Origin of the sequence: Chamaesiphon sp. VAR_48_metabat_135_sub (assembly GCF_031418915.1) — a bacterium.
Lineage (GTDB): Bacteria > Cyanobacteriota > Cyanobacteriia > Cyanobacteriales > Chamaesiphonaceae > Chamaesiphon.
The window spans coordinates 1-12,123 of the sequence record NZ_JANOJV010000188.1 but is presented as its reverse complement, the minus strand read 5'-3'; the positions used below and the strand labels follow the sequence as shown (position 1 = coordinate 12,123).

The following is a 12,123-nucleotide window of genomic DNA, read 5'->3' as shown; positions in this document are numbered from 1 at the left end:
TGGCGATGAAGCCAAAAATTAAGGAGACCGATAACTTAGGATTGATGCCCAATGGCCCTAAAATGGGCTGCAGCGCGCTCCCGATCGATCCAGAAATCGTGCCAGCACTAGCAGGTTCGACATTCGTGGGGAGATTATTGCACAGCCAAATCGCGACTACGCCAAAAATGATAAATTTCCAGGAAAACCGCAGGAAATGTTTGACTTCCAACCATGCTCGCATCAGCATTTGGCGCACGGTGGGAAAACGGTAGGGTGGTAATTCCAATACCAATGGTTCTTGGTTGGGATATTTACCTTTGAAGACAAATGCGGTGAGAATAGCCGCTGCAAAGCTGAATAGATAGAGGCTGAAGAGTACTGCTGGTGCGACGGTAGCACTAAATAGAGCTGTGGTCATAAAAATGAACACATTTAGTCTTGCTGAACAGAGCGAAAAGGGAATTACCAACATTGATAATAACCGTAATGCGGGCGATCTCATCACCCGTAAGCCCATAATGGCGGGGATATTACAGCCAAAGCCCATCAACGACATCACGAACGATCGACCATCCAAACCCAACCGTTCCATGAAAGCATCCATCAAATAAGCCGATCGAGATAGATAACCGCTATCCTCGACGATCGCCATACAGATAAAAAAGATCCAGATCACCGGAATAAACGCCGCTACAGTGCCAACACCGCCATAAATGCCATCGATGAGTAAATCGTGGGGAAACTTGGGTAGGAAGCTCAGGAGCGGCTCTAGAGCGACTGTCTTGAACCATTCCATCACTTGGCTCAGTCCATCTTGGAGTGGTTTCCCGATGGTATAGACCATCTGAAACATTAGATACATGGCTCCAAAGAAAATTGGTAAGCCAAACACTGGATGGAGCAGAACGCGATCGAGTTTGGTCGTTAGGGTATCCTGAAACTCTGCCGATACCTGAAAACCGTCTTGCAATAATGCCCCCATTTCAGCAGCGAGCTGACTATCTCCGACCAAATTGGCATCGATTTTTTTAGCTAGTACTGGCTCTAGCTGTATACTCAATCGATCGGCGATCGTCTGTCGTGCTTGGGCAAAACCCTTACCATACTTAGCACTAATTTCGACTACAGACATCTGGAGATGTTGGGAAATCTGGGCTGAATCGACGCGAACTCCAAACTTAGGAGCCTCATCCGCCATATTTAGCAGTAGCAGTGCAGGTAATCCGAGATGTTTGACTTGCAGTGCTAGACTAACCTGTCGATCGAGTTGAGTAGCATTGAGAATAATAATAACTAAATGGACGGCATTACTCGCTAAAAACCGCCGCACAACTTCCTCATCTTCCGAAAAGCCTCGCAGATCGTAGATCCCCGGTAGATCTACTACCTGAATATTTTGCTGCCCCAATTTAATATTAGCAGCCATCAAATCGACCGTAATCCCTGGCCAGTTCCCAACGGTAGCATTTGCCCCAGTCAACCGATTGAAAAAGGTAGACTTACCAGTATTGGGCATTCCCAACACGGCAATTTGTTTAAACCCATCTGTACTAGCAACATCTAACAGCGGAGTCCCATCTGGGTTGCACTTGCCACAATTCGGTGAAGTTGTCATGTCAATTTGCCTAGGAGATCGACCCAGGCTGAACTTGAATTGCTCTAGCATCGCAGCGACGCATGACTACTTCCGTCGTCCCAATTCGCACATGCAATGGGCCGCCCAACCAAGCTTTTCGCACGATCGAGATCTCCTTGCCGATCCGAAATCCTAATGCTTGTAATCTTTGCTCTAAATGAGTTTCAGCATTAATACCTAAGATGGATGCAGTAGTGCCCATTGGGAGGGCACTGAGTTCGGACAAGCACATGTAATCTTCCTGTTGATAACTAGTTATATTTTAAAGATAGAAATTCTTATCTAGTTTGCGAGTCTCGATTTAGAGATTGTTTCGATCGATCGCTATTTAAAGTCCAGATTACGGAAATTCTAATACTTCTCCAATCTTACATTTTATAAGAAAGATCGTCAATAAGAATTGAAGATCGAGCGTTCTAACACTCGATCCTCCACCAGAAAGGCTTTGCCCATGATAAAACAGAACATGCTAACTACTGATAAAATAGCAGGATACAGTATTTATCCCCTTCAATGAATAGACCGATCGGAATTGACCTTTTTGCTGGTGCGGGGGGAATGTCACTAGGTTTCGAGCAAGCTGGGTTCGATATTGTCGCAGCAATAGAAATCGATCCGATTCATTGTGCAACGCACGAGTACAACTTTCCTGACGCTACGACGATTTGTGCTAGTGTTATCGATCTCTCTGGCGATGAAATCCGCCGTAGAGCCAAATTAGGAAATCGAGATATCGATGTGGTTTGTGGTGGTGCGCCCTGTCAAGGTTTTTCCCTGATGGGCAAACGGGCATTTGAAGATCCCCGCAATCAGTTGGTATTTCACTATGTTCGCATCGTCAAAGAATTAAATCCCAAGTACTGTGTCTTTGAAAATGTCAAAGGTCTCACGCTCGGACAACACGCTCAGTTTCTAGAAGAACTAATCGTGGCGTTAGACGAGGCTGGTTATGATGTGCTGACACCTTATCAAGTCCTAAATGCTGCCGATTATGGCGTACCGCAGGATCGACGGCGACTATTTTTAGTTGGTACGCGCAAAGGCGAGCGATCTCCAGACTATCCACACCCAAATCATCAGAGAATTACCGTCTGGGAGGCGATCGGCGATCTACCAAATGCCGATGATTTTGAAGGACTCCAGCTCACCGATGCCATATCGTTAAAGTGGGAAACCACTAGCTCCTACGGGCGAAAATTGAGAGGATTCGAGCGAGATCCCGACGACTATAGTTATCTACGTAAATTCGATCCCAATTTGCTCACATGTAGTGTAAGAACCGAACATACTCGATCGTCTCAAGTGCGTTTTGCCAAAACACCACAAGGTAAAACCGATCCGATTAGCCGATTTCGCCGACTCGAACTGACTGGAATTTGTAATACGCTCAGGGCGGGTACTGATAGCGCGAGAGGGGCACATACATCCCCCCGCCCGATTCATCCCCTATACCCACGAGTAATCACAGTGAGAGAGGCGGCGAGATTGCATTCCTATCCAGATTGGTTTCGGTTACATGGGACAAAATGGCACGGCTGTCGTCAAATTGGGAATAGTGTTCCACCATTACTCGCACGGGCGATAGCTAGCGAAATCTTAAAAGCGCAGAAAATCGCACCATTAAAGCCCCAAAGAGTTCTGAATTTAGGTGTCGATCGATTACTATCTTTCGATATGAGTAATGCATCCAAATATTTTAAAGTACCGCGAGACACCATCGCTCAAAGATCGCGCAAAATACCTGCAATAGTGGGCAGTTTAGATACCTAAGTATTGGGATTATAGCTGTGTGATATTGAGTCAAATAAAAGTGCGATTTGCCAAAGAAACATGAATATTACCCAACCGATCGATATTATCATTCTCTCGAATGCTCCTGGTGAAGTCACAACATGGGTACGTCCTGTGGTGCGAGCATTACGCGCTCGATTGGGGAGTGAACCATCGTCCGTTCGTATTTCAATTATCATGTCACCATGTCCGAATGCGAGTGGGCGAGAAGTCCAGATTTTAAAGACCTATCCCGAGATCGATCGAGTTCAAGGTGCGGCGCATTTTACTAAATTTTTAGTATGGGGTAAAACTGCAGAAAACTGGGATTGGCGAACGAGAGGAATCGTAATTTTTCTGGGAGGCGACCAGTTTTTTCCGGTAGTAATTGGCAAGCGATTGGGTTATCAAACTGTAGTTTATGCTGAATGGGCCGCGCGATGGCAGGGTTCGATCGATCGATTTGCCGTAATGAATGCCCAAGTTATTAAATCAGTTAAACCACAGTATCTCAATAAATTTATAGTAGTTGGAGATCTAATGGTTGAGAGTCAAAGTAGTCTCAATTCCGACACAATTACTAACCAACAGGACGATATAACGATCGGGCTATTAGTCGGATCTAAAGTGGCAAAACTGGGGATGGGATTGCCATTGATGCTGGCGATTGCCGAATATATTCAAGCAGAGCATCCACAGGTAAAATTTGTGATTCCGCTCGCTCCGACGATCGATCTCGCCACGATCTCCAAATATGGCGATCCAGCGAACAATCCAGCAATTGCGCTGGTAAATGGTGCTGCATCGACTCTAGAACAGAGTGAAACAGGTTATTATCTCAAGACAGCTAAAGGATTGACAGTTGCCGTACACACCGATTTTCCGGCTTATGAGCTACTTGTTGACTGCACCCTCTGTTTGACGACCATCGGGGCAAATACTGCCGAATTAGGGGCGTTAGCCATACCTATGATTGTGATCCTGCCCATGCAACAATTAGATGCCATGAGAGCCTGGGATGGTGCGCTAGGCGTATTAGTTAATTTACCGCTGGTTGGTTCGCCGATCGCCAAACTAGTTAATATGATCGCCTTTCGCACTCTCGGTAATCGTAAACTAGCATGGCCAAATATTTGGGCAAACCAACGAGAAATTGTCCCAGAATTAATCGGTTATTTAGATGCCAAAACCGTAGCAGAATTTACCATCGACTATCTCGAACATCCCGAAAAATTAGCTACGATGAAAGCAGAACTCCGTCAAGTTCGCGGCGAAGCAGGTGCGGCGGCTAAATTAGCCTCAATTGTCGAAAATTTACTATCATCTTGAGAGTATCTCAATCATGATTTGCGAATAGCAACATTGAATAAGTTATTGACAGTTCCCCCTTGAGAAAAGCAGGGCTGATTCATCCCCTATTGGAGTGGGATTGTCAATTCCCCAAGCGATCGATTTCGACATTCATTTTGGTATTTATTAGCTAGAAATCACCAATTGTTCGATCAAAATCACTTGATTTAGATATTGACAACCTAAGCCTAGTAAGGAATGAATCAGCCCTGCTTGAGAAAAGGGGGATTCTTGCACAGAGTTACACCAAAGCCTAATTCTTTAGAAAAAATAAATTATTCAAAATAAAGTGCCAGCTAATTTAGAGTTAGCTCGCGTGCAAAGCAAGTTAGAATACAAATAATACTAAATCTCAGCCTAAAAGCCTGAAACTGTTACTATGATTAAGCCGATGATGGGAGTTGAACCCACGACCAATTGATTACGAATCAACTACTCTACCACTGAGCCACATCGGCAGGATCGGACAATATTAAATATAGCCGGATCATCATTATAAGTTGACTTGAGAACAAAATGGCAGAACAAAAAACAAAATCTTCTCTCGATCCAGAACTGCTTCGTCGTCTTAAAGCTGAAGCTAAATCGCCATATCGAGGGTTACGACAATTTATTTATGTAAGCTGTTTGGCTTCTGGAGCCATTGGAGGAGTAGTCTTCTTCTTTAAAGTAGTTGCGGGGAGAGATTTGGAAACCAGTATTCCAAATCTTGCAGTCCAAGCTGGTGTCGTGGGGCTGATGATGTTATTGTTACGTATCGATCGAAATAAAATCGAGTAGCACAAGTTTTTGACGAATTTTAAATATTAACTTTTACTTGGAAAAACCGACGAAATTACTCCAACAATTTAGTTACACCTAGACTAAAATATTCATAATGTTTAACACCAACTATTTCGTCAATATTGAGATCGTCACTCCTTGTTAAATTTAGCATGTTTATAGAAAGATGATGCTAATGGTATAATTCCATATTTGCTCTGAATTGATACTAGTAGGTTAGCACAAGTCTTAGATAAATTCGCCTTTTTTAAGCTGCCCTATAATTAGTGATAGAGGTGCGATCTGGCGGTGGTTATAATATTTAGGGCAGAGATAATTTATTAATTATCTCTGCCCTAAACTTATCGCATAAAAAATGACATTAGGTCAAAGGGGGATGACGAGTATGTTGTTTTCCCCTCACACCACTAGGGAGTTTACACCTAATGCGAGATGTGAGCTAACCTATACATGAGAACTAAGCTTGAGCTTTTTTCTCATGCGGAAGACGGCTGTACCGCCGATGAAGGTACCGATGATCGTAAATGGTTCTGGGACTTCCTCCACTGGATTGGCATTGTTGAAGGAAACTCCTGTTGGAGTATTCATGCCAACTGTTCTAATTAAGTCCATCTTCTCCGTAAAGTATCTACCGTATTGACGCATTGATGGATTATAGTTTTGACCTAAGTTACCATTTGTACTAAATACAAGGTTGTCAAAATAATCTTGCGATGTAGCGTAAGTTATGACTGTTCCCGTTGAGTCGATTTTGTCTATAATCCCTTTACCATATTCACCAATCGATGAATCGTAATCACTAGCAAATAAATTTCCATTGCTATCGAACAAAAGGTTGCCAAAGGACTCTCTTGCTGTGGCATATGTGCTAACCCTACCAGTGGAGTCGATTTTGTTGATGATACTTTTGCCACTTAATGGGTCGTAATCGGTAGCGAATAAGTTGCCATTACTATCAAACACCAGACTATCGAAGAAACTTTGGGAAGTAGCGTAAGTTGTCGCTGTCCCAGTGGAGTCAATCTTGTCGATGATACTTTTGCCGCTTAATTGGTCATAGTCGAGTGCGAATAAGCTGCCATTGGCGAACACAAGATTATTGAAGTAATTGTCTCCCGTATAATAGGTTGTCGCGGTACCAGTGGAGTCGATCTTGTCGATGACATATTTGCCACTCAATGAGTCATAATCGGTAGCAAATAAGTTACCATTACCATCAAAGACAAAGTTACCAAAGGACTCTCGGGCGGTGGCATAGGTGGTAACATTACCATTAGAGTCAATTTTATCGATAATACTTTTACCACTCAATGGATCGTAATCGAGCGCGAATAAGTTGCCATTTCCACCTGGCACGAGATTGTCGAAGAAACCTTGTGCGGTAGCATAGGTGGTAACGTTACCATTAGAGTCGATCTTGTCGATGATGCTTTTGCCACTTGATGAATCGTAATCGCGAGCAAACAAGTCTTGTGCGCGTGCCACAGGGGAAAATATCGAAGATGCCAATACCAGCCCAATCAAAAGCTTGGTGTGGCGCAATGTTTGAATGATAGTCATAAAGTAGCCCCGATCGAAAATAGGATAATCTGTTTCTCTGAGTCGATTTCAGGTCGGGAGTAAGATCTTCGCTCCTTCCAACCTGCTGACAAATGAAACATGTGCTTATTATTCCCATGTATAGAAATTAATTAGTACAAGTTTAGGAATACTCACATCTGGTATCGATAGACGATAATTACTGTTGGAACTTGCAGGTATCCTTAGATCTCCGCTGGTTGCTTTGAGACGCGATCGTCAAACTCACGTTAAAATGATGGTATTTTATATTCCCTGTAGCTAATTTTGATTTGCCAAATTGTAATTATCCGATGCAAAATTCAGATGCTTTCCCGAGTACTTATCGATCGCCATCAACGTCAAAGTTAGGGTATTTTTACGATCGACCAGGAACTACTCCTGGTCAGTTAAATATCAGTGCGGATGCACCGCCAGCAGATCTCGTACTAATTGATTACGATCGCGATCGATCCACGCGAATTACTGTTACCGATCCAGAGGCAATTCACGAATATTTAGAGACACATACTGTGTCTTGGATCGATGTTTTAGGTTTAGGAAATGCAGCTACATGGGCAGCATTGAGTCCAATTTTTAAGCTCCATCGATTGTTAGTAGAAGATGTTGTAAATGTCCCGCAACGTCCCAAGATCGAACATTATCAAGACCAGTTATTAATTATCGCGATTATGGTAGTCCTAAATCCAGCGCAGACTGGGTTTACCAAGGAACAGGTTAGCCTGGTGCTCGGCAAAAACTATCTACTCACAGTTCAGGAAGAACCAGAAGAGGATTGTTTTCATGGCGTGCGGCAGCGGATTGAGATCGATCGAGGAGTTATTCGATCTCAAGGTGCTGACTATCTAGCATACTGTTTACTAGATGCGATCGTTGATGGTTTTTTCCCAGTCCTAGAATATTACGGAGAGCTAATCGAATCATTAGAAGATGAGGTGATGATTAAGCCCGATCGATTCACTCTATCCAAAATTCATAAAATTCGTCGCGAACTGTTGACGCTGAGACGAGCAATCTGGCCATTAAGGGATGCAATTAATTCATTGATTCGCGATGGCAGCGATCTAATTAGCAGTGAAGTTCAGGTCTATTTACGAGATTGCTACGATCATACTATTCAAGTGATGGATATGGTCGAAACTTACCGAGAGCTAGCGACAGGATTAATGGATGTCTACCTTTCTGTCGTTGGTAATAAAATGAATGAAATTATGAAATTTTTGACCGTAGTTTCAGCTATTTTTATTCCACTGACATTCATTGCTGGAGTATATGGGATGAATTTCAATTCCGAAAAATCTCCTTTAAATATGCCCGAACTCAGTTGGTATTGGGGCTATCCACTTTGTTTAGTTTTAATGTTTACTGTTGCAGGTGGTTTAGTCTTTTTATTCTGGAAGCGCGGTTGGTTTAAATCAGCGATTTAGGCTTTAGGTTTTAGCGGTGGGCTGCATCCCACACCCCCACACCCCCACACCCCCACACCCTGATGACTCCCCGTATCCTAGATTTACTCGACTTAGCTTGGGCATTTGGTCTAATTGCGATTGCGATCGGTTTGTTACAATGGCAACGAGTAGGAATCGGCGGACAAATGGCTTTAGCTGGGCTTCGATCGATCTTACAGTTATTAGTGATGGGGTTTGGGTTGCAAGTAATTTGGCAATTAAATAATCCGCTCGTGACGGTGGGGGGAATCGGTATCATGACGATCGGGACGACAATTGCCGCTAACAACCGTATCGGCGATCGCCTGAAGAACTTACTCCCAATTGTTGGTGGAGCTATCTTCACAGGGCTAATTGTGGCTGTTGGTTATACAATTTTGGTGGTGATTAAGCCGGATAATTGGCATCAACCTCAATATTTACTGGCTGTAACGGGGATTAGTTTGGGTTATTTGTTAAATAATACAGCGGTAGCGGGGGAACGCTTGATTAGCGAGATCGATCGACATACCGCAGAAATTGAAACTCATCTCAGTTTAGGCGCAACTCCAGCTCAATCGATCGCGTCATATCATCAAATGGCGATTAAGTCTGCTTTATTACCGACGATCGATACTTTGATGCTAGCGGGTTTGGTAACAATTCCAGGATTTTTGACAGGGGAATTGCTGGCGAATGTTCAACCTGTGAACGCAGCGGGATATCAGATTGTGGTGCTATTTACCGTGATGGCAAGTAATACGATTGCGACGCTCCTCGTCACCCGTGGAATTGCCAATCGTTATTTCAATCGATCTGCTCAACTGCAACAACTTGATTAATGTAGGAAGGATAAAATAGGCGCAGATTTACAAATAGAGGATCTAGAGATCGAGTTTACAACCCGCCAGAGCTTCGGGCAGATGCCCTTGTTGGGGGCATTAAATCCCCGATCTTTTGTTAAAATTTGGTTCGATTGATTCTGATTCAGCAGCTAGGCGAACAAACTCGCGTTACAATAAAAGTGCAAGTGAACTATCTACTGATTCGATCTTGTAAAGCTATCGACATCGCTAATATTAGCATAATTCTAAACTCAATTTTTTAAAATCTTCCATATGATGAAACTACCCATTCTGTTGAAAACTACTACTTCGATGACGGTGTTGTTTACTGCGGTAATCTCTAGTTGCAACCCTGGATTTGCGAATACTACGCAAAATCATAATAACACCAGAGCTAGTTATATCCTTGTCCAAAGTTCTCAACAAAAAGCTGACGATTTCTTGATGTTAGGTAATCAGAAAGTTAAGAACAAAGATTATCAGGGCGCGATCGCTGATTTTTCTAAATCGATCGAAATTAATCCTAATTTTGAGAAAGCCTTATATAATAGAGGAGTCGCCTATGATTTAGCTGGAAATAGAGAAAAGGCGATCGATGACTATAGTCAAGTTATAAAATTAAATTCACAGCATCTTAATAGTTATTTTAATCGCTCGGTTTCTAGAGAAAAAATTGGTGATAAGCAAGGAGCATTGGTCGATCTCGAACAAGTAATTAAAATCGATCCCAAATATGTAGATGCGTATCTCAATCGAGGAAATCTCCTCCAAGATTCAGGAGATCTGCAAGGTGCTATTGCTGATTTTTCTAGAGCAATTAAAATCAAACCCAATCGAGCTGAAGCTTATCTGAATCGTGGATTGGCTAAGTACAAGTTGTTCGATCGATTGGGCGCAATCGCCGATTACGATCTAGCCATAAAAGCCAACTCTAGTTATCACTTAGCTTATAATAATCGAGCCTGGATAAGAGCAGAGCTAGGCGATAAAAAGAGCGCAATTGCTGATTATAATCGGGCGATCGAACTTAACCCCAGCTATTATCTAACTTACTATAATCGAGCTAATATTCGTCAAAAATCCGGCGATTATATTCGCGCAATTGCCGACTATGATAAAACTATCGAACTCAAACCTAAGTACGCCTCTGCCTACAATAATCGTGGGATCGTTCACAAAAAATTAGAAAAGTTTCAGGCATCAATTGATGATTGTAGTCAAGCAATCGAGATTAACCCCGACTTTGCTGAAGCCTACTACAATCGGGCGGTGGCTCGTCAGGCTCTGAAGGATCGATCTGGTGCTGCTACCGATTTTAGAACTGCTGGTAAATTGTATAAACAACAGGGTAGTCAAAGAGAATCAGATCGTGCCTTCAATTTAGCATGGCGAGTCGAACAGCAAAAATAAGTGAGATCATTGTTTAAAAGGCGGTAGGTGGCTAAAGCCGCACGCGAAAGTCTTTCATCCCTGATCTTCGGCTATCTTACTCATAACGCCTGTAGCGACAGGGCTTTCAGACATCCCGCTCTTTTTTGGTAAACTTGTATTGACATCTTGCAAATTTTTAACTTATGGCGATCGATCGTCAAACATCTCCCCATCCTAAGTTACCACTTGCTTCTTTGGCACTATTATTTCTAACTGATGCCACCTTTGGCTGGATATTGCATGATTGGACTAGCAATCGAGAAATGTGGTTATTGGTGGCTTTTGGGATTACAATTCTGGGTGGCTGTGTTACCTATCCCAGCCGAAGCGTAGCGTTAATTTTCGGTCGGTTTTTTAAGACAGATGTAAGAGCCTTGATTTTAATTATTGGCACTAGTTTCATGTCGGTAATTTTACTAACTTGGCTCAATTTTTTTATTGATACAGTAGTATTGTTCTCGGCGGGATTATTAGTTAGTTTGGATTTGAAAGTTCGGGGATGGAGTAAGCCCATCAGTTTACTATTGATTATTGGCTGGCAATTATTAGGGGTGAGTACAGGCTTATTTTTGCACTACTTTACCGCACACCCGCCTGCTAATTTACCAGCATATGTTTACTCAGATTACTGGGTACAATTCATCGATCGATTAAATCTCTAAAATTTTCTCGCCCTACTCCCTATTCCCCTCACTAGATCGAACTTGATGAAAGCGACTATAATCAAAGAGACGATCGCCATTCTCGGCATTGTAAATAATATCTTCAAACCGATAGTCGAACAAAATTTCTTCGGTAGCGTAATTATGTCGAGCCGTAATGGTATAAGCGACGGTTTCATCCACGCCACTAATTAATACGCTCAGATTGGCATGACGTTGTGCCAAATCGCTGGCGGTGAGACCATAGAGTGGACTATCTGGATCGATCGAATGCATAATCGTCCACGTGAGAATCAGACTGGGAGTACGCTGGCGCAATAATTTGAGTTCGTGAATCCGGCGCATAAATTCACCTTCAGCCGTCATCTCATCGATAATCAGGTAAATTTGAGCGGTAGCCTCTAAAATAAAGTTGTGTCGTTCGTTAGCAACTCTAAACATTAGTGTGGGCTGACGATTGTGAGTAGTAAAAATGATAAACTGACTGAATAATACTTTAGCGATCGGTCGAGAAAATCTCGCAAAAGCCAGCCCCGTCACCACCGCAATTAACAACAGACTCGCAATTGCCTCGATCGTGACGATCGAATTAGCATAAAATGTCTTAGGATGAATTGCACCATAGCCGATCGATGCCAAAGTTTGAACGCTAAAAAAGA

11 protein-coding genes and 1 tRNA gene are annotated in these 12,123 nt (G+C 42.8%); 7 read left to right on the top strand and 5 right to left on the bottom strand.

Going from position 1 to position 12,123, the window contains the following annotated elements; genetic code table 11:
- Together RMO55_RS13840 and RMO55_RS13835 are read right to left on the bottom strand one after the other, a co-directional pair.
- The coding region (locus tag RMO55_RS13840; protein ID WP_310427385.1) for a ferrous iron transporter B at positions 1 to 1,597 on the bottom strand (1,597 nt) is incomplete at its 3' end.
- Between the two features lie 10 nt (positions 1,598 to 1,607).
- Positions 1,608 to 1,850 (bottom strand): ferrous iron transport protein A, encoded by a 243-nt coding sequence (locus RMO55_RS13835; RefSeq protein WP_396134311.1) that lies wholly within the window; start codon positions 1,848 to 1,850, stop codon positions 1,608 to 1,610.
- A gap of 281 nt (positions 1,851 to 2,131) precedes the next feature.
- Here RMO55_RS13835 and RMO55_RS13830 point away from each other — a divergent pair, with 281 nt between their 5' ends.
- A complete protein-coding gene (locus RMO55_RS13830; protein ID WP_310427381.1) occupies positions 2,132 to 3,388 on the top strand; it encodes a DNA cytosine methyltransferase in 1,257 nt (418 codons plus the stop codon).
- Between the two features lie 60 nt (positions 3,389 to 3,448).
- Entirely contained in the window at positions 3,449 to 4,717 is a 1,269-nt protein-coding gene (locus RMO55_RS13825) for a lipid-A-disaccharide synthase (RefSeq protein ID WP_310427380.1), read from the top strand.
- 407 nt (positions 4,718 to 5,124) lie between these two features.
- Here the strand turns inward: RMO55_RS13825 and RMO55_RS13820 are convergent.
- A tRNA-Thr gene (locus RMO55_RS13820) sits at positions 5,125 to 5,196 on the bottom strand.
- Between the two features lie 58 nt (positions 5,197 to 5,254).
- Between RMO55_RS13820 and RMO55_RS13815 the strand changes: the two genes are divergently transcribed.
- Complete coding sequence (locus RMO55_RS13815) at positions 5,255 to 5,518, top strand: DUF3493 domain-containing protein (RefSeq protein WP_310427378.1); 264 nt, start codon at positions 5,255 to 5,257, stop codon at positions 5,516 to 5,518.
- 447 nt (positions 5,519 to 5,965) lie between these two features.
- On the opposite strand, the gene RMO55_RS13810 is transcribed toward RMO55_RS13815, so the two are convergent.
- A complete protein-coding gene (locus RMO55_RS13810; RefSeq protein ID WP_310427376.1) occupies positions 5,966 to 7,081 on the bottom strand; it encodes a PEP-CTERM sorting domain-containing protein in 1,116 nt (371 codons plus the stop codon).
- A gap of 311 nt (positions 7,082 to 7,392) precedes the next feature.
- Here RMO55_RS13810 and corA point away from each other — a divergent pair, with 311 nt between their 5' ends.
- The 4 genes from corA (at position 7,393) to RMO55_RS13790 (ending at position 11,464) form a co-directional block, all read left to right on the top strand.
- Positions 7,393 to 8,526 (top strand): magnesium/cobalt transporter CorA, encoded by a 1,134-nt coding sequence (gene corA / locus RMO55_RS13805; protein ID WP_310427375.1) that lies wholly within the window; start codon positions 7,393 to 7,395, stop codon positions 8,524 to 8,526.
- A 62-nt stretch (positions 8,527 to 8,588) separates the two neighbouring features.
- Positions 8,589 to 9,368: an ABC transporter permease gene (locus RMO55_RS13800; RefSeq protein WP_310427373.1), complete on the top strand. Its 780-nt coding sequence runs from the start codon at positions 8,589 to 8,591 to the stop codon at positions 9,366 to 9,368.
- A 276-nt stretch (positions 9,369 to 9,644) separates the two neighbouring features.
- A complete protein-coding gene (locus tag RMO55_RS13795) occupies positions 9,645 to 10,781 on the top strand; it encodes a tetratricopeptide repeat protein (RefSeq protein ID WP_310427371.1) in 1,137 nt (378 codons plus the stop codon).
- Between the two features lie 164 nt (positions 10,782 to 10,945).
- Positions 10,946 to 11,464 (top strand): hypothetical protein, encoded by a 519-nt coding sequence (locus tag RMO55_RS13790; RefSeq protein WP_310427369.1) that lies wholly within the window; start codon positions 10,946 to 10,948, stop codon positions 11,462 to 11,464.
- Between the two features lie 12 nt (positions 11,465 to 11,476).
- On the opposite strand, the gene RMO55_RS13785 is transcribed toward RMO55_RS13790, so the two are convergent.
- The coding region (locus RMO55_RS13785) for an ion channel (protein WP_310427368.1) at positions 11,477 to 12,123 on the bottom strand (647 nt) is incomplete at its 5' end.

Excerpts from the sequence above, each read along its gene's own strand:
- RMO55_RS13835 (WP_396134311.1), bottom strand. The coding sequence starts at position 1,850 with ATGTGCTTGTCCGAACTCAGTGCCCTCCCAATGGGCACTACTGCATCC.
- RMO55_RS13830 (WP_310427381.1), top strand. The coding sequence starts at position 2,132 with ATGAATAGACCGATCGGAATTGACCTTTTTGCTGGTGCGGGGGGAATG.
- RMO55_RS13825 (WP_310427380.1), top strand. The coding sequence starts at position 3,449 with ATGAATATTACCCAACCGATCGATATTATCATTCTCTCGAATGCTCCT.
- RMO55_RS13815 (WP_310427378.1), top strand. The coding sequence starts at position 5,255 with ATGGCAGAACAAAAAACAAAATCTTCTCTCGATCCAGAACTGCTTCGT.
- RMO55_RS13810 (WP_310427376.1), bottom strand. The coding sequence starts at position 7,081 with ATGACTATCATTCAAACATTGCGCCACACCAAGCTTTTGATTGGGCTG.
- corA (WP_310427375.1), top strand. The coding sequence starts at position 7,393 with ATGCAAAATTCAGATGCTTTCCCGAGTACTTATCGATCGCCATCAACG.
- RMO55_RS13800 (WP_310427373.1), top strand. The coding sequence starts at position 8,589 with ATGACTCCCCGTATCCTAGATTTACTCGACTTAGCTTGGGCATTTGGT.
- RMO55_RS13795 (WP_310427371.1), top strand. The coding sequence starts at position 9,645 with ATGATGAAACTACCCATTCTGTTGAAAACTACTACTTCGATGACGGTG.
- RMO55_RS13790 (WP_310427369.1), top strand. The coding sequence starts at position 10,946 with ATGGCGATCGATCGTCAAACATCTCCCCATCCTAAGTTACCACTTGCT.